This window comes from uncultured Oxalicibacterium sp., from assembly GCF_913776015.1.
Classification (GTDB): domain Bacteria; phylum Pseudomonadota; class Gammaproteobacteria; order Burkholderiales; family Burkholderiaceae_D; genus Oxalicibacterium.
Genome location: NZ_CAJYMD010000035.1, coordinates 13,970 through 30,440, shown reverse-complemented (window position 1 = coordinate 30,440; position 16,471 = coordinate 13,970). Strand labels below are relative to the sequence as shown.

Annotated in this window: 16 protein-coding genes and 1 pseudogene; 7 read left to right on the top strand and 10 right to left on the bottom strand. The window is 56.4% G+C overall.

Going from position 1 to position 16,471, the window contains the following annotated elements; all coding sequences use genetic code 11:
• The 4 genes and pseudogenes from QZ725_RS05480 to queA form a co-directional block, all read right to left on the bottom strand.
• Positions 1-911 (bottom strand): annotated as a pseudogene (locus tag QZ725_RS05480) (protein translocase subunit SecD); the annotation flags it as partial.
• Positions 912-989: 78 nt separating this feature from the next.
• Positions 990-1,268, bottom strand: a complete 279-nt coding sequence (gene yajC / locus QZ725_RS05475; protein WP_293777143.1) for a preprotein translocase subunit YajC — start codon at positions 1,266-1,268, stop codon at positions 990-992.
• Positions 1,269-1,397: 129 nt separating this feature from the next.
• A complete protein-coding gene (tgt, locus tag QZ725_RS05470) occupies positions 1,398-2,525 on the bottom strand; it encodes a tRNA guanosine(34) transglycosylase Tgt (protein ID WP_293777141.1) in 1,128 nt (375 codons plus the stop codon).
• A complete protein-coding gene (gene queA / locus QZ725_RS05465; RefSeq protein WP_293777140.1) occupies positions 2,519-3,544 on the bottom strand; it encodes a tRNA preQ1(34) S-adenosylmethionine ribosyltransferase-isomerase QueA in 1,026 nt (341 codons plus the stop codon). Before queA ends, tgt begins: the two co-directional genes overlap by 7 nt.
• 259 nt (positions 3,545-3,803) lie before the next feature.
• Here queA and recG point away from each other — a divergent pair, with 259 nt between their 5' ends.
• From recG to QZ725_RS05445, 4 genes are all read left to right on the top strand, one after another.
• The gene (recG, locus tag QZ725_RS05460) at positions 3,804-5,885 is read left to right on the top strand and encodes an ATP-dependent DNA helicase RecG (RefSeq protein ID WP_293777142.1); all 2,082 of its coding nucleotides are present in this window, start codon (positions 3,804-3,806) and stop codon (positions 5,883-5,885) included.
• Between the two features lie 82 nt (positions 5,886-5,967).
• On the top strand, positions 5,968-6,915 hold the full coding sequence (locus QZ725_RS05455) for a hydrogen peroxide-inducible genes activator (RefSeq protein ID WP_293777139.1): 948 nt from the start codon (positions 5,968-5,970) through the stop codon (positions 6,913-6,915).
• A 42-nt stretch (positions 6,916-6,957) separates the two neighbouring features.
• Positions 6,958-7,815 (top strand): 4-hydroxybenzoate octaprenyltransferase, encoded by an 858-nt coding sequence (ubiA, locus tag QZ725_RS05450; RefSeq protein WP_293777138.1) that lies wholly within the window; start codon positions 6,958-6,960, stop codon positions 7,813-7,815.
• 246 nt (positions 7,816-8,061) lie between these two features.
• The gene (locus tag QZ725_RS05445; protein WP_293777137.1) at positions 8,062-9,468 is read left to right on the top strand and encodes an MFS transporter; all 1,407 of its coding nucleotides are present in this window, start codon (positions 8,062-8,064) and stop codon (positions 9,466-9,468) included.
• A 55-nt stretch (positions 9,469-9,523) separates the two neighbouring features.
• Here the strand turns inward: QZ725_RS05445 and QZ725_RS05440 are convergent, their stop codons facing one another.
• The 4 genes from QZ725_RS05440 to QZ725_RS05425 all read right to left on the bottom strand — a co-directional run bounded on the left by QZ725_RS05440 (position 9,524) and on the right by QZ725_RS05425 (position 12,509).
• Entirely contained in the window at positions 9,524-10,093 is a 570-nt protein-coding gene (locus QZ725_RS05440; RefSeq protein WP_293777135.1) for a DUF4142 domain-containing protein, read from the bottom strand.
• A 207-nt stretch (positions 10,094-10,300) separates the two neighbouring features.
• On the bottom strand, positions 10,301-10,900 hold the full coding sequence (locus tag QZ725_RS05435) for a hypothetical protein (protein ID WP_293777134.1): 600 nt from the start codon (positions 10,898-10,900) through the stop codon (positions 10,301-10,303).
• An 81-nt stretch (positions 10,901-10,981) separates the two neighbouring features.
• The gene (proC, locus tag QZ725_RS05430) at positions 10,982-11,809 is read right to left on the bottom strand and encodes a pyrroline-5-carboxylate reductase (RefSeq protein WP_293777132.1); all 828 of its coding nucleotides are present in this window, start codon (positions 11,807-11,809) and stop codon (positions 10,982-10,984) included.
• Entirely contained in the window at positions 11,796-12,509 is a 714-nt protein-coding gene (locus tag QZ725_RS05425) for a YggS family pyridoxal phosphate-dependent enzyme (protein WP_293777131.1), read from the bottom strand. The genes proC and QZ725_RS05425 overlap by 14 nt, the downstream gene beginning before the upstream one ends.
• Before the next feature lie 124 nt (positions 12,510-12,633).
• Here QZ725_RS05425 and QZ725_RS05420 point away from each other — a divergent pair, with 124 nt between their 5' ends.
• The 3 genes from QZ725_RS05420 (at position 12,634) to QZ725_RS05410 (ending at position 15,472) form a co-directional block, all read left to right on the top strand.
• Entirely contained in the window at positions 12,634-13,677 is a 1,044-nt protein-coding gene (locus tag QZ725_RS05420; protein WP_293777129.1) for a type IV pilus twitching motility protein PilT, read from the top strand.
• Between the two features lie 173 nt (positions 13,678-13,850).
• A complete protein-coding gene (locus QZ725_RS05415; protein WP_293777127.1) occupies positions 13,851-14,987 on the top strand; it encodes a PilT/PilU family type 4a pilus ATPase in 1,137 nt (378 codons plus the stop codon).
• Positions 14,984-15,472 carry a glutathione peroxidase gene (locus tag QZ725_RS05410; RefSeq protein ID WP_293777125.1) on the top strand — a complete coding sequence of 163 codons (489 nt, stop codon included), beginning with the start codon at positions 14,984-14,986 and terminating at the stop codon, positions 15,470-15,472. Before QZ725_RS05415 ends, QZ725_RS05410 begins: the two co-directional genes overlap by 4 nt.
• Positions 15,473-15,503: 31 nt before the next feature.
• Here the strand turns inward: QZ725_RS05410 and QZ725_RS05405 are convergent, their stop codons facing one another.
• Together QZ725_RS05405 and QZ725_RS05400 are read right to left on the bottom strand one after the other, a co-directional pair.
• Positions 15,504-15,851, bottom strand: coding sequence for a hypothetical protein (locus QZ725_RS05405; RefSeq protein WP_293777123.1), 348 nt, complete (start codon positions 15,849-15,851; stop codon positions 15,504-15,506).
• Positions 15,852-15,876: 25 nt separating this feature from the next.
• Positions 15,877-16,467, bottom strand: a complete 591-nt coding sequence (locus tag QZ725_RS05400; RefSeq protein WP_293777121.1) for a hypothetical protein — start codon at positions 16,465-16,467, stop codon at positions 15,877-15,879.
• Positions 16,468-16,471 lie beyond the last annotated feature (4 nt).

The window sequence follows — 16,471 nt, the reverse complement described above, 5'->3', positions numbered from 1 at the left end:
TCGGTACCACGCGTCACGCTTTCATCGACCATGCGCACTTCCAGCGTGGCGGTCTTGCCGATGATGTCCTTGGCGCGCGACACGTCTTGCACGCCGGGCAATTGCACGATGATGCGATCCGCACCCTGGCGCTGGATCACCGGCTCGGCCACACCCAATTCATTCACACGCTTGGACAGCGTGGTGATGTTCTGTTGTACCGCATCTTCGATGGTCTGCTTGAGCACTGTCGGTTGCAAGGCACCAACCAGTTTCAGATCGCTGCCCGTGCCGGTTTCGCTCAGCGACAGTTCGCGCAGCTCGTCCGACAGCACGGTGCGAGCGCGGGTGCGCGTCTCGGCATCGCGGAAAGACACTTCCACCGTATCGCCCACGCGGGCAATACCGGCATGGCGCACATTCTTGTCACGCAGGATGCTGCGCACGCTGGCTTGCAGGCCGGTCACGCGCTTGTTCATGACGGCCTTGGTATCGACCTGCATCAGGAAGTGCACACCGCCGCGCAGATCGAGGCCCAGATACATCGGTGCCGCACGCAGGCTTTGCAGCCACATCGGCGTGTTCGGCAAGAGGTTGAACGCCACCAGATAGGTCGGGTCGCTCGGATCGGTATTCAGATCGCGCTCCAGGATGCCCTTGGCCTTGAACTGGATGTCGGTCGAAGGAAAGCGCGCACGGATGGTGCCCTGATTGCCGATCGTTTCATACACCATGCCGCTCGGCTGGATGCCTTCCTTGGTCAGCGTCTGCTCGATCTGCGTCATCAGCGACTGATCCACCTTGATGGTAGCTTTGGCGCTGCTGATCTGCACGGCAGGCGATTCACCGAAGAAATTGGGGACGGTGTACAAGGCCCCCACGACCAACGTGAAAATGATCGTGATGTACTTCCAGAGGGGATAGCGATTCATAGTGATTCGGGATCAGGGTAAAACGTCAGGACAAAAATCAACCCCACGTCTGCAACGGCAGAGGTGGGGTCGTTTTTCTTACAGCGACTTGATGGTGCCCTTCGGCAGCAGCGTGGTAACGGCGCTTTTCTGGATGATGAGTTCCGTGCCGGCTTGCACTTCGATCGACAGGTAGACATCGGACACCTTGGTCACGGTACCGAGCACACCACCGGACGTCACGACTTCATCGCCACGCGTGACGGCATCGATCATGGCCTTGTGTTCCTTCTGGCGTTTCATCTGTGGACGAATCATCAGGAAATACAGCACCACGAACATCAGGATGATCGGCACGAACTGCATCAAACCACCCATCGCGCCACCTGGCGCGGCTGCATATGCGTTGGAAATAAACACGGGGAATGCTCCAGATTGTTGATTGACGACCGGCTATTCTAGCATCGCAGGGCGGCCGGCCACGCACCCTGTTTTCCTGACGACAATCTATGCGCCCCGCGCCCGATCTGCGTGGAAGCGGATCACGAATTGCTGGAAGCCGCCTTCCTCGATGGCGGTGCGCATCTGCTTCATCAAATCGAGGTAATAGTGCAGATTGTGAATGGTGTTGAGTCGCGCCCCCAGAATCTCGCCGGTACGGTGCAAATGATGCAGATAGGCACGCGAGAAGTTGCGGCAGGTATAACAATTGCAGCTTTCATCCAGCGGTTTCTGGTCATCCTTGTAACGCGCATTCTTGATCTTGACGTCGCCATAGCGCGTGAAAATCCAGCCGTTGCGCGCATTGCGCGTCGGCATCACGCAATCGAACATGTCGATGCCGTTCGCCACACCGGCCACCAGATCTTCCGGCGTACCGACGCCCATCAAGTAATGCGGCTTGTTGGCCGGCAGGCGCGGGCCAACGTGTTCGAGCACGCGCAGCATGTCTTCCTTGGGCTCGCCAACCGACAACCCACCGATGGCAACGCCGTGGAAATTCAGGTCTTCCAGCCCCGCCAGCGATTCGTCACGCAACATCTCGAACATGCCGCCCTGTACGATGCCGAACAACGCGTTGGGGTTTTCTTCGCGGTTGAACTCATCCAGCGAACGCTTGGCCCAGCGCAGGGACATGCGCATCGATTTGGCCGCCTCTTCGGTCGTGGCCGGGCGACCGTCGATCTGATACGGCGTGCATTCGTCGAACTGCATGACGATATCGGAATTGAGCACGCGCTGAATCTGCATCGACACTTCAGGCGAGAGAAACAGCTTGTCGCCATTGATTGGCGAATTGAAATGCACGCCTTCTTCGGTGATCTTGCGCATCGCACCCAGTGAAAACACCTGGAAACCGCCCGAATCGGTCAGAATCGGTTTGTCCCACCCCATGAAATCGTGCAGGCCGCCAAACTTGGCCATGATGTCGTTGCCGGGGCGTAGCCACAAATGGAAGGTATTGCCGAGAATGATCTGGGCGTCGATTTCCTTGAGTTCGAGCGGCGACATCGCCTTGACCGAGCCATAGGTACCCACCGGCATGAAAATTGGCGTTTCGACCACGCCGTGGTTGAGCGTCATCTGGCCGCGACGTGCTTTGCCGTCGGTCTTGAGCAGTTTGAAATTCAGCATGGTTTTTTCGTCGTCAGGAACATCGCATCGCCGTAACTGAAGAAACGGTAACGCTGCGCAATCGCGTGTGCATAGGCGGCGCGGATGGTGTCATAGCCGGCCAGCGCCGAGACCAGCATCAGCAGGGTCGACTTCGGCAGATGGAAATTGGTGATCAGACGCGTCACCGTCTTGAAGGTGTAGCCGGGCGTAATGAACAATCGCGTATCAGCGCTGCCGGCTGCGAGTCTTCCGCTTTGCGAAGCGGACTCCAGCGCACGCAGGCTGGTAGTACCGACCGCAATGACATCGCGCCCGGCAGCTTGTGCGGCACGTACGGCATCGACCGTGTCCTGCCCGATCGTGTACCACTCGCTATGCATCTGATGCTCGGCAAGATTCTCGGTACGCACTGGCTGGAAGGTGCCGGCACCGACATGCAGCGTGACGTAGGCCAACTGCACGCCTTTTTGCCTGAGCTTGTCGAGCAAGGCTTCATCGAAATGCAAACCCGCAGTCGGTGCCGCCACGGCGCCCGGCGTTTTGGCATACACGGTCTGATAGCGTGTTTCATCGAACGCGTCGGCATCGTGTTCGATGTAAGGCGGCAACGGCAGGCGGCCATGCGCCTCGATCAACGCAAACACGTCGTCCGGGAAAGTCAGTTCATAGAACTCGCCCGCGCGCTGCCCGACGACCACATCGAACGCATCGGCCAGACGAATGCGCATATCCGGCACCGGTGACTTCGATGCGCGAATCTGCGCATGCACGCGCCGCGTATCAAGCACGCGTTCGACCATCACCTCGACCTTGCCGCCGGTTTCCTTGATGCCGAAAAAGCGCGCCTTGAGCACACGCGTGTCGTTGAACACCAGCAGATCGCCGGCCTGCAACAGATCGATGATCTCGGCAAAACGACGATCGATGCATTGCCCACCATCGACATGCAACAGACGCGATGCACTGCGCTCAGCCAGTGGCGTTTGCGCGATCAGTTCGGGCGGCAGATCGAAATCGAAATCGGAAAGGGAATACATGCGTCGGACAAGTACGGGGTAACGTGGACAAGATAAAGAACGGTTGCGGCAGACCTGCTATCGTTGCCATAATCGCCAGACTGGCGAACCGCCTGCATTACTGCATTGCGTTGGATGCAGCGTCTGTAAAACCCACTATTTTACGCCCTGTCGCCCGTTTCGGCCCGATATGCCCGCATCAAAAAACAAATCCGCGCCTGTTCCACGTTCTGCCGCCAAACGCGCTCCCAGCAAGGCAGGCAAAGATACGACCGCGAAAATGCCGGCGGCTAGTGCTGCAACAGCGTCTGCCGTCAGCAAGATTGAGGAGAAACTACGCCGCCTCGGTCTGCATACCGACATGGACAAGGTGTTGCATCTGCCTGCGCGTTACGAAGATGAAACGCAAGTACGCCGGATCGGTGAACTTGGCGCCATCTACGGCCAACCGGTACAGGTGGAGGGCGTCGTCACGGCATGCGAAGTCGCATTTCGACCGCGCCGCCAACTGGTCGTCACGATCAGCGATGACAGCGGCCAAGTGACGATGCGCTTCCTCAATTTCTACGGTAGCCAGGTCAAGCAGCTTGCAGAAGGCAATCGCGTGCGCGCACGCGGCGAAGTGCGGCACGGTTTCTTCGGCGCGGAGATGGTGCATCCAAGCTACAAGATGGTTAACGAAGGCGCACCGCTGCCTGATGCATTGACGCCCGTCTATCCGGCTGGCGAGGGCTTGTCGCAAACCCTGCTGCGCAAGACGATTGTCAGCGCCATGAGTCGTATCGACTGGCGCGATACGCTACCCGACGCCTTGCGTACCGCCCATCAGTTAATGCCATTCGAGCCGGCGATTCGCCTGCTGCACAATCCACCACCCGAGATCGATGAAAGTGCGCTCATTGATCGCTCGCATGATGCCTGGGTACGCGTGAAGTTCGATGAGTTGCTGGCGCAGCAATTGTCGATGAAACGCGCGCAACTGGCGCGCCGCGATAAAGGTGCGCCGGTACTCAAGCAAGTGGGCACGCTGTCACGCGCTTTTCTTGCGCAACTGCCGTTCGCCTTGACCAAGGCCCAACAACGCGTGCTCAAGGAAATCCGTCACGACATGCAGCAAGCGTTTCCCATGCAGCGCCTGCTGCAAGGCGATGTCGGCAGCGGTAAAACCGTGGTGGCAGCGATTGCCGCCGCACAAGCGATCGACAGCGGCTTCCAGGCCGTATTGATGGCACCGACGGAAATTCTGGCCGACCAACATTTCCGCAAGATCGCGGGCTGGATGGCTCCGCTGGGAGTTCGCGTCGTCTGGCTGACCGGCAGCCTCAAAAAGAAAGAAAAGGTCGAGGCCAAGACCTTGATCGAAAACGGCGAAGCGCAACTCGTCATCGGCACCCATGCGCTGATTCAGGAAGATGTGCAGTTGTCCAAACTGGGGCTGGTCATTGTCGATGAGCAGCACCGCTTCGGCGTCGGCCAACGGCTGACGTTGCGCAACAAAGGCGCAGATAACGCAACCTCTGCGCGCAAACAGCGCGCCACCGTACCGCACCAGTTGATGATGTCGGCCACCCCGATTCCGCGCACGCTAGCCATGACGTACTACGCCGATCTCGAAGTGTCTGTCATCGATGAATTGCCACCGGGCCGCACGCCGATTGTCACGCGCGTCATCGATCAGAACCGGCGCGATGAAGTCATCGAACGCGTGCATGCCGCTGCGCTCGAAGGACGACAAATCTATTGGGTCTGCCCCTTGATCGAGGAATCGGAAGCACTGCAGTTGCAAACCGCGACCGATACATACACGACACTGTCTGCCGCATTGCCCGATCTGCGGGTGGGCCTCGTACACGGCCGGATGAAGCCGGCAGAGAAACAGCTTGTCATGGATGGCTTCGCACAAGGCGAAATCCATTTGCTTGTCGCGACAACGGTGATCGAAGTCGGCGTCGATGTGCCGAATGCGTCGCTGATGGTGATCGAGCATGCCGAACGCTTCGGCCTGTCGCAACTGCATCAGTTGCGCGGCCGCGTCGGACGCGGCTCGGCAGCCAGTGTCTGCCTGTTGCTCTACCAGTCACCTCTGGGGCCAGTTGCCAAACAACGGCTGGCTATCATGCGCGAATTTACCGATGGCTTCGAAATCGCGCGACGCGATCTCGAATTGCGCGGCCCCGGTGAATTCCTCGGCGCACGCCAGTCCGGTCAAGCCATGCTGCGCTTCGCCGATCTGGAAACCGATCAGTGGCTGGTCGAACGCGCGCGCGACGCAGCGCAAATGCTGCTATCCGACGATCCCGCCACGGTCGACGCTCATCTGGCGCGCTGGCTAGGCTCGCGCGAGGAATACCTGAAGGTATAGAATAGCTGTCCAGTCCTTCTTCTTTTCGTTCGCCGTCCGTTACGCCGCGAGTCACACAGGCAACGCTCGGCATGGATTTGTCATGACGCTTACCGAACTCAAGTACATCGTTGCCGTGGCCCGCGAAAAGCATTTCGGGCGTGCGGCAGAAGCCTGCTTCGTGGCACAGCCAACACTGTCGGTCGCCATCAAGAAACTCGAAGACGAACTAGGCATCACCCTGTTCGAACGTGGCGGCAGCGAGATTTCCACGACGCCGCTCGGTGCGCAGATCGTGGTGCAGGCTGAACGTGTACTCGAACAGACGGCTGCCATCAAGGAGCTCGCCAAGCAGAACAAGGACCCGCTGGTCGGTCCGTTCCGCCTCGGCATCATCTACACGATTGCGCCTTATCTCTTGCCACCGCTGGTCAAGACGCTGATCGAGCGCGTACCGCAAATGCCGCTGGTCTTGCAGGAAAATTTCACGGTCAAACTGGTGGAACTGCTGCGTCAGGGCGAACTCGACGCCATCGTGGTCGCGCTGCCATTCAACGATCAAGGACTGGTCGTGCAACCGGTTTACGATGAACCCTTCGTCGTTGCCGTGCCCGAACATCACGCACTGACCAAGCGCGACAACATCAGCAGCGATGAGTTGAAATCCGAAACCATGCTGTTGCTCGGCAATGGTCATTGTTTCCGCGATCAGGTGCTCGAAGTATGTCCGGAAGTCGCGCGTTTTTCGACTTCGGGCGATGGCATTGCGCGTACCTTCGAAGGCTCGTCGCTGGAAACCATTCGCCACATGGTGGCATCCGGCATCGGCATCACCGTGCTGCCGCGTGGCTCAGTTCCCGACATGCATCCGAACGAAGGTATGCTGCGCTATCTGCCGTTCAGCGATCCGGCACCATCGCGTCGCGTGGTGATCGCATGGCGCAAGAGCTTCACGCGCGGCGCTGCCATCGAAGCGGTACGGCAAGCGTTGTTGTCCTGCGAATTACCGGGCGTGACGATGCTGCCCGATGCACCGTCTTCCGAATCCTGATCACCTTGCATGCGCCATGCGCTGCCATGACCACCCTGCTGCATGAATCGTCTTTCTCTTTACTTCCGCCTCATTCGCCTGCATAAACCCATTGGCATTCTGCTGTTGCTATGGCCGACGCTGTGGGCCTTGTGGATGGCGTCGGGTGGTGTTCCCGACTGGCAGTTGCTACTGATCTTTACGCTTGGCACCGTACTCATGCGTTCAGCCGGTTGCGCCATCAACGACTATGCCGACCGCGATTTCGACAAGCACGTCAAGCGTACGGTCGATCGTCCGATCACGAGTGGCAAGATTCGTCCGCGCGAGGCGCTCATGGTCGCCGCCGTGCTGGCGATTACGGCCTTTCTGCTGATCTTGCAACTGAACGCATTGACCAAGCAGCTTTCGGTCGCCGCCGTCATCATTGCCGGCAGCTATCCCTACTTCAAACGCTTCTTTGCGATTCCACAGGCCTATCTCGGCATCGCCTTCGGTTTCGGCATTCCGATGGGGTTCGCCGCCGTACAGAACAGTGTGCCGGTCGAAGCGTGGTGGCTGCTGGTCGCTAATATTTTCTGGGCCGTGGCCTACGATACCGAATACGCCATGGTGGATCGCGACGATGATCTCAAGCTCGGCATGAAAACCTCGGCCATCACCTTCGGTCGCTTCGATGTTGCTGCTGTCATGTTTTGCTATGCCGCCAGCTTCGGCATCCTCTTCGCAGTCGGCTGGCAATTCGGCTTGCGCACGTGGTTCGCTCTCGGTCTGCTGGTCGCCTGTGCCTTTGCGGTCTACCACTATTTTCTGATTCGCACGCGTGAACGTGAAGGATGCTTCAAGGCGTTCAATCACAATAACTGGCTTGGTGCCGCCATCTTCGCTGGCGTATTCATCGATTACCTGTTGCGGACCTGATGCCCTGTGCATGCGCATTCATGTGCAAGGCATGAATGCACAATGTGACGCCGCACACACCACGCTCATAAAAATTGCTCATGCGCAGAACCAATCCACGGTTTACATGATCATCTGCAAGTAGCCATCAGCAAACGCGCCGTAGCGGCAGACATCGCCTGCATTGTTCGTTCCAGCGGCGTATGCTGTGGTCATGGCGGATCATGCGATCCGCCTTTTGCTTTCATCGATCTGGATTCCTCGACAATGGATAGTCAATCCGTCAGACGCTATCTGCCGTGGCTGGTCGCCCTCGCGCTGTTCATGGAAAACCTGAACACGACCATCCTCAACACGGCCGTGCCGGCGATCGCGCACAGCCTGAATGTCACCCCGCTCAGCCTCAAGGCCGTGGTCAGTAGTTATGTACTGAGCCTTGCCGTCGGCATTCCGATCAGCGGCTGGATGGCCGATCGTTTCGGCACGCGCCGCGTGTTCGGCACTGCCGTGGCGATCTTCACGTTCTCTTGTCTTTTGTGTGCGCTCGCATCGAACGTGCCGATGCTGGTGGCGGCACGTCTTCTACAAGGAATCGGTGCGGCCATGATGCTACCCGTCGGAAGACTGGCCATCGTGCGCACCTTCGCCAAATCCGAATTGCTGGCGGCAATGAATTTCGTGATCATCCCGGCGCTAATCGGCCCGCTACTCGGCCCCACCATCGGCGGGCTGATCGTGCATTGGCTGCCGTGGCAGGCGATCTTTCTGGTCAACGTACCCATCGGTTTGCTGACACTCTTCATGATCATGCGGCACATGCCCGACTACCGTGCCGAAACGTCGAGGCGGCTGGATGTGATCGGCTTCGTTTTACTCGGTAGCGGCATTGCACTGCTGTCATGGATACTGGAAATCTTCGGCGAGCACCGGCTCGACAATACCTCGCTTGGCATCCTGTTCCTTCTTTCTCTCGCTTTGCTTGCCACCTATCTCTGGCATGCGCGCCATCATCTGTATCCCTTGCTTGAATTAGCCCTATTCCGCGTGCGCACATTCCGCATTGCAGTTGCCGGCGGTTTCATTACACGGCTTGGCCTGGGCGGTATGCCATTTTTGCTACCGCTGTTCTACCAGATTGGACTGGGCCTGCCGGCATGGCAATCCGGCTTGTTGATGATGCCGTCGGCAGCTGCTGCCATGTTCATGAAAGTCATTTCAATTCGTGTGCTACGGCAGTTCGGCTATCGCAATGTACTGATGGTCAATACCGTCATGATCGGCCTGACGATCAGCCTGTTTGCCTTGGTCGATAGCAGCACGCCTCTCGCCTTCATCGTTGCCATCAGCCTGGCGCAAGGCTTCTTCAATTCCCTGCAGTTCTCGAGCATGAATTCGATGGCGTATGCCGATGTGTCGGTTGAACAAGCCAGTATGGCTAGCACCATTGCCAGTTCACTGCAGCAGTTGTCGGTCAGCTTCGGCCTGGCCTTCGCATCCATCGTTGCCGGCTGGTATCTCGGCGATCTGCCGCAGTCCGATCGCGTTGCAGTTACCGATGCCTTGCATCATGCGTTCCTGACATTAGGCGGTCTGACACTACTGTCGTCTCTTTCATTCTGGTTACTCAAGCCACACGATGGCGATAATGTCAGTCGTGGTGCAGTGGAAAAATAAAAAAGCACCGTGATCTTTGATCACGGCGCTTATCGATAATGTGACTGTTAACGCATTATTTCGCAGGCTTGCGTTTCTGTGCCATTTTCAGATGTGATTCGATTACAGGCATCATTTTTTCACCCAAGGCTTTCAGTTCAGCGTTATCGGATTGACGGAGATTCTCCACCAAGCGCTTGGTTTCCTGATGCGCTTCTACGCCAACTTTAGCCATATATTGCTGATCGAACTTCTTACCGCTCAACCCATTCAATTCTTTCAAGGTTTTGGCATGTGCCCGCCCCGCATCTTTTGGCAATGTCACACCTGTACGAGATGCCACCTCGCTGACATCTTTGAGTCCTTGGGTATGATCCTTGATCATCTGGTCAGCAAACTTCAATACTTCAGGATCGCTGGATTTGGTTTTCGCCAGTTCCGCTGCTGCGACTTCCGCCATGTTTGCTTGCGCAATGCGGGTCAGCATCTGGCGCTCGGTTGCATTCAGCGTTGACTTGCCTGACTGGGTTGCTGCACCAGTGGCAGCTTGTGCAGTTGGTGCGGGATCGGCATGAGCGACAGAGAAACCTCCAAGGGCAACAGCGAGGGCGAATCCAAGCGTATGAACTTTGCGGAATGGTTGCATGCGTATCTCCTTTTCAGTGGTGGATCATTTCTTTCGGATCGTCCTTAAACGATAAGGAATACCTGCCGCATCGACCTATCGGATTGCGTCGTAAATTTATGTAAGCGAATACTGACAAGGGCACTTCCTGTTCATGCGAGAAATTTCTTTCAGACATCAGAAAAAAAAACGCGCCAAGGCGCGTTTTTTGGAAGATGCGAAGAAACGTTATCTCATAGCTGGATCGAAAGCGACCTGCCGTTTCACTGGCAAAGCTGCCTCGATACTCTGTACGCGTTTTGCAGCATTCCACACAATCGTGTATTGCTGCGCGTCCAAGGTCCAATAGGTCCATTCGTTCGATTGACGGTCGGGCGTGGTATCGGCCCGCGGATAACCGAGTGACATGATGACCTGTTCCTGCGTCATGCCTGGCATTACCTTCGCGGCACGAATCGCAGCCTGGACGTCGGGTGCGTAAGTGGCCATTCTGAGCTTGGGATCTTCCTTGACGATCAGGCGCTCCACAAATTGCTCGCGCGTCTCTTGCTCGCCACCGTAATCGTGTCCGATGTACATGCGCTTGCCTTCGACATAGACGCTGGCATAGTTGCGCCGATAGTCCACCAGTGCAATACGCGAACCCGCAGGAAAGAAAGGTAACGTGGCCCAGTTGGCGTCACTGATCCAGTCACGGTCGTAATGCAGATTGCAGCAGGTATAGGTGACACTTCCCGGTGCAAGTGTCTCTTGCGCATGCACGCCGAAAGATGCAGTAGACAATACCAACATGCCTAAGCGAGCCATCAGACTCGAACGAGCTTTCATGATATGTGCAGTGGCGTTTCTGTTCGATCTTTTCATAGCTTTTGCTTGTGTTTCTTCGTTCCTCGGCAAAGAACACGCCGATCAATCCTTACCGAACTCTTCACCAAGCTCACGTCCGCGAGAGGCTGCCGCCTTCATCGCCTTGATGATCGCGCCTTTCACATCGAACTGCTCCATCGTGCAGAGCGCCGCATACGTTGTTCCGCCTTTCGATGTCACGCGCTCACGCAGCACGGATACGGGATCGCTCGATTGCGCGGCAAGTTGTGCTGCCCCAACGAAGGTCGACACCGCAAGCGCATTTCCCTGCTCGGCCGTCAGGCCCAATTCCTGCGCAGCCTGCTGCATCGCTTCGAGAAAATAGAACACATAGGCCGGCCCACTGCCGGATACAGCCGTCACCGAATCGATCTGTGATTCGTCCGCCAACCATACTGTCTCGCCGACCGCACGCAGAATGGCATCGGCGATCTCGCGCTGCTGCGCGCTCACGCCTTCGGTTGCCACCATGCCGGTCACACCCTTGCCAATCAAGGCTGGCGTATTGGGCATGGTACGCACGATGGCATCGTGCCCACCCATCCAGCGCGACAGATCAGCGGCACGAATGCCCGCGGCAATCGACAAGATCAATTGCTTGCCGATATGCGGCAGCAGTTGCGTCACCACGCCTTTCATCTGTTGCGGCTTGACGGCCAGCACGATCACATCGCTATTCGCCAGCGCAGCATCGATCTCGCCACTCGTAGTAATACCGAATTGCTGCTGCAGCCTCGCGAGTGCCTCGAGATTGATATCCACGACATGGATATTCGCGCCGGCTGTAAGTTTGTCGGCAAGGCCACCGATCAGGGCAGCAGCCATGTTGCCGCCACCGATGAAGCTGATTTTCAGATTATTGTTTTGCATAATTTCTCGTTCCAAAAATGGCCGAACCAACGCGCACGATGGTCGCACCTTCCGCAATGGCGGCATCGAGATCACCTGACATCCCCATCGATAATGTATCGATTTGCAAGCCGGGCAATTGCTGTTGCAGCTGCAGATACAAGGCATGCATCTGCCGGAACGGCAGGCGCTGGCGCTGCGGGTCGTCTTCCGGCTCCGGTATCGCCATCAAACCACGCAAGCGTAGCCGCGGCAAGCTGGCAATGCGCTGCGCTGCCTCGATGACCGCCTCCGGCGCAAAACCGCTCTTGCTCGCCTCACCACTGATATTGACCTGCAAGCAGATATTCAAAGGCGGCAGGTCATCTGGTCGCTGATCGGAAAGCCGCTGCGCGATCTTTTCACGATCGACCGAATGCACCCAATCGAAATGCGTGGCGATTGGCTTGGTTTTATTGCTCTGGATCGGACCAATGAAATGCCACTCCAGATCCAGATCGGGCCGTGCCGACTCGACCGTTGCCATTTTATCCAGCGATTCCTGGAGATAGTTTTCTCCAAAGGCGCGCTGTCCGGTGGCCGCCGCCTCGATCACGGCATCTGCCCCGAAAGTCTTGGAAACGACCAACAGGTTCACGCTTTGCGCTGGACGTTGCGCATTGTCTGCAGCCTCGCCGATACGGCGCTGCACAGCTTGCAAGTTCTCGCTTATTCCCGACATAATCAAAGTTCTTTAAAGCAAGGTTGTGCCTGATTTCACAATCGGGCGCAATCCGCGAAAAACAAGGCAGGACGCCTGCTTGCGCGTCACTGCGAATACCGCATTGCAGGCTCAGGGATTATAAATGGACATTTCCGAATTACTCGCCTTCTCGGTCAAGAACAAGGCTTCCGACCTGCATCTTTCCGCCGGCCTGCCGCCGATGATCCGTGTCAACGGCGATGTGCGACGCATCAACCTGCCACCGATGGAGCACAAGGACGTCCACAGCATGATCTATGACATCATGAACGACGCCCAGCGCAAGGTGTATGAAGACCGTCTCGAAGTCGATTTCTCGTTTTCCATTCCGGGCCTGGCACGCTTTCGCGTGAATGCGTTTAATCAAGATCGTGGCGCTGCTGCCGTCTTGCGCACGATTCCCTCGAAAATCCTGAGCCTCGAAGAACTCAACACGCCCAAGATTTTTTCCGAACTGGCATTGAAGCCGCGCGGTCTGGTTCTCGTGACCGGGCCGACCGGTTCCGGCAAATCGACCACGCTGGCCGCGATGGTCAACCACGTCAATGAAAACGAATACGCACACATCCTGACGATCGAAGACCCGATTGAATTCGTGCACGACTCCAAGAAATGCCTGATCAACCAGCGCGAAGTCGGACCGCACACACACTCGTTCGAGAACGCGCTACGCTCGGCGTTGCGTGAAGATCCAGACGTGATTCTTGTCGGTGAATTGCGTGACCTCGAAACCATCCGTCTGGCGCTCTCCGCCGCAGAAACCGGCCACCTTGTATTCGGTACGCTGCATACGTCATCCGCGGCAAAAACGGTGGACCGTATCATCGACGTCTTCCCCGGTGAAGAAAAGGAAATGGTGCGTGCGATGCTGTCGGAATCGCTGCAAGCCGTCATTTCACAAACGCTGTTGAAAACCAAGGATGGGACCGGCCGCGTTGCCGCGCACGAGATCATGCTTGGCACGCCGGCCATTCGCAATCTGATCCGCGAAGCCAAGATCGCACAGATGTATTCGGCCATTCAGACCGGCGCCAGCATGGGCATGCAAACGCTGGATGCCAATCTGACCGATCTCGTGCGACGCAATGTGATTTCGAGCGTGACGGCGCGTTCAGCCGCCAAGATCCCGGAGAACTTCCCGGGATAAGTTTGGAAAAACCAAGGCATGTTTTACGTCGTCATCCAAGCAACGTGCAGGTAGCGATGTGAGGCAAGAATGCCTTGCAACACCATACCTTAAAAAAGGCAAACTGCCGGGAACGCTAGCAAGAAAACATATGCTCACCGACCGAGCTATCGAACACGAGAAGGAAACGCATCATGGAACGCGATCAGGCCACCAAATTCATGCACGATCTGCTGCGCCTCATGGTCAGCAAGAACGGTTCCGATCTGTTCATCACGGCGGATTTTCCGCCTGCCTTCAAGATCGATGGCAAGATGACGCAGGTATCCAACCAGCCACTGACCGCTGCGCACACCGTCGAACTGGCACGCGCCGTCATGAGCGACAAGCAGGCTGCGGAATTCGAAGCAACGAAGGAATGCAACTTCGCGATCAGCCCCGGCGGCATCGGCCGTTTTCGTGTCTCTGCCTTCGTGCAGCAAGGCAAGGTCGGCATGGTGTTGCGTACCATCACCACGGCGATTCCCGACATCGACAAGCTCGGCGTCCCGAATAGTCTCAAAGACATCGTGATGACCAAGCGCGGCCTCGTCATCATGGTCGGCGCGACCGGCTCGGGCAAATCGACCACGCTGGCCGCCATGATCGGCCATCGCAACGAACATAGCTATGGCCACATCATCACGATTGAAGATCCGGTCGAGTTCCTGCATCCGCACAAGAACTGCGTAATCACGCAACGTGAAGTCGGCGTCGATACCGATGACTGGGGCATCGCCTTGAAGAACACATTGCGACAAGCACCCGATGTGATCTTCATCGGCGAGATTCGCGATCGCGAAACAATGGACTATGCCATCGCCTTCGCCGAAACCGGCCACCTCTGTCTGGCCACCATGCATGCCAACAGCTCGAATCAGGCGCTCGATCGCATCGTCAACTTCTTCCCCGAAGAACGGCGGCAACAGTTGCTGATGGATCTGTCGCTGAATCTGAAAGCGATGATTTCGCAACGCCTGATTCCGCTAAAAGATACCAAGGGCCGTTGTGTCGCCGTCGAAGTGATGCTGAACTCACCGTTGATTTCCGATCTGATCTTCAAGGGGGATGTACACGAGATCAAGGAGATCATGAAGAAATCACGCGAACTCGGCATGCAAACCTTCGATCAGGCGCTTTTCGATCTCTACGAAGCCGGCAAGATTTCCTACGAAGACGCGCTGCGCAACGCAGACTCCGTCAATGACCTGCGCCTCTCGATCAAACTGCACGGCAAGGAAGCACAACACCGTGACCATAATCGTGGCACCGAACATCTGGGGATTGTATGAGCCGACTGTACGATTTCACGGTTACTTCGCTCACTGGCGCACCCGTCTCGCTCGCTGAATATCGCGGCAAGGTACTGTTAATCGTCAATACCGCCAGCGAATGCGGCTTCACGCCGCAATACAAGCAATTGCAGGCGCTGCACGAACAATTTCAGGATCAGGGCTTTGCCGTACTCGGCTTCCCCTGCAACCAGTTCGGCCGTCAGGAACCCGGGGATGCCGATGCCATCGGCACCTTTTGCGAACGCAACTTCGGCGTGACCTTTCCCCTGTTTGCGAAAATCGATGTCAATGGAAAAGATGCCGAGCCTTTGTTTGCTTGGCTCAAGCATGAAGCGCCAGGCCTGCTCGGTAGCGAAGGCATCAAGTGGAATTTCACCAAATTTCTGGTGGATAGAAATGGAAAGATCGTCTCGCGCCATGCACCGCAGACGAATCCGATGAAACTATCGGATGAAATCGAAACATTACTCAAGACAGCATGATTGGTTCAGCCAGAATCCTGACGAAAGCCTCTCACATGGCAGGCACCGCCTCGTAGCCATTACCCCGCCCGCTCAACCAATTCAGATGCATCTTTCCTTCGCGTCTAAGATAGTCGCACGCAGAAACAAATAGCGGATGTGTAAGATCGTCATCCATCAACAGCCGCGAGACTTCACCGACTTCCATGTTCAGAAAATGCGCTTCATCCGCGCTGTCGGCGTAACTGCGCGCGAACAGGCAAATACCATCGTCAGAAAACCGATAGAAATCGTACTCGTAATAATAGTCATATGCACCGTCTGCATCGGGCTCGCTGGCATCGATGTGATGTGTACATTCAATTTGCATATCGACGCTCCTCGTCAGCAGCTTGAACATGCGACATCATTGCGAAACGCATGCTTCACTTTCCACTGGTTGTCTGCTGATCTTTCAGCGTATCGATCAGACCATCGATCTTATCGCCCAGATTCTTGAACCGGAGATTGCTCCTGCGTCTGGCTTCGATATTTTTTATCGACGTGGGCTTGTCCGCCAGCATGATCTGTGTGGTGTCGGATAAACGACTGGTGAAATAAACGATTTCCCCATCGTTGAGAGAAATCTCCCACGTATCCTTGAAGATGGGCTCCAACTGCGAACGTTCGACATACGGAATGATTTTCTTCACCTCCTCGAGTTGCGTCGTATTGAGAACAATCTCGATCTGACTTAACAAATCGGCCTCATTGAAAAACGCATTGATCTTGGTGATTTGAAAATCCCCCAACCGATAATCATTCTTTGGCTCGACCGCTGAAACCAGTTTGACAGGCAACTGATAACGACTTTCAGAAACCAAACCGACTGACTGGAACTTTTGTTGCAGAAGCGGCAGCACGCCTGCTTTAGGCGTACCGAGAACAAACTCGCCAATCCTCAGTTGGGCGAATGCAGTCGACGAAAAAACCGCAACGACAAAGAAAAACAGCCACTTCATTTTCATGACGCGCATGCTG

What these genes read in the sequence shown, in the direction of transcription:
- proC (WP_293777132.1), bottom strand. Translation starts at nt 11,809, where the DNA reads ATGCAAAACAATAATCTGAAAATCAGCTTCATCGGTGGCGGCAACATG.
- QZ725_RS05400 (WP_293777121.1), bottom strand. Translation starts at nt 16,467, where the DNA reads ATGCGCGTCATGAAAATGAAGTGGCTGTTTTTCTTTGTCGTTGCGGTT.
- QZ725_RS05420 (WP_293777129.1), top strand. Translation starts at nt 12,634, where the DNA reads ATGGACATTTCCGAATTACTCGCCTTCTCGGTCAAGAACAAGGCTTCC.
- ubiA (WP_293777138.1), top strand. Translation starts at nt 6,958, where the DNA reads ATGAATCGTCTTTCTCTTTACTTCCGCCTCATTCGCCTGCATAAACCC.
- queA (WP_293777140.1), bottom strand. Translation starts at nt 3,544, where the DNA reads ATGTATTCCCTTTCCGATTTCGATTTCGATCTGCCGCCCGAACTGATC.
- QZ725_RS05410 (WP_293777125.1), top strand. Translation starts at nt 14,984, where the DNA reads ATGAGCCGACTGTACGATTTCACGGTTACTTCGCTCACTGGCGCACCC.
- recG (WP_293777142.1), top strand. Translation starts at nt 3,804, where the DNA reads ATGCCGGCGGCTAGTGCTGCAACAGCGTCTGCCGTCAGCAAGATTGAG.
- QZ725_RS05405 (WP_293777123.1), bottom strand. Translation starts at nt 15,851, where the DNA reads ATGTTCAAGCTGCTGACGAGGAGCGTCGATATGCAAATTGAATGTACA.
- QZ725_RS05425 (WP_293777131.1), bottom strand. Translation starts at nt 12,509, where the DNA reads ATGTCGGGAATAAGCGAGAACTTGCAAGCTGTGCAGCGCCGTATCGGC.
- QZ725_RS05435 (WP_293777134.1), bottom strand. Translation starts at nt 10,900, where the DNA reads ATGAAAGCTCGTTCGAGTCTGATGGCTCGCTTAGGCATGTTGGTATTG.
- QZ725_RS05445 (WP_293777137.1), top strand. Translation starts at nt 8,062, where the DNA reads ATGGATAGTCAATCCGTCAGACGCTATCTGCCGTGGCTGGTCGCCCTC.
- yajC (WP_293777143.1), bottom strand. Translation starts at nt 1,268, where the DNA reads ATGGGTGGTTTGATGCAGTTCGTGCCGATCATCCTGATGTTCGTGGTG.
- QZ725_RS05455 (WP_293777139.1), top strand. Translation starts at nt 5,968, where the DNA reads ATGACGCTTACCGAACTCAAGTACATCGTTGCCGTGGCCCGCGAAAAG.
- QZ725_RS05440 (WP_293777135.1), bottom strand. Translation starts at nt 10,093, where the DNA reads ATGCAACCATTCCGCAAAGTTCATACGCTTGGATTCGCCCTCGCTGTT.
- QZ725_RS05415 (WP_293777127.1), top strand. Translation starts at nt 13,851, where the DNA reads ATGGAACGCGATCAGGCCACCAAATTCATGCACGATCTGCTGCGCCTC.
- tgt (WP_293777141.1), bottom strand. Translation starts at nt 2,525, where the DNA reads ATGCTGAATTTCAAACTGCTCAAGACCGACGGCAAAGCACGTCGCGGC.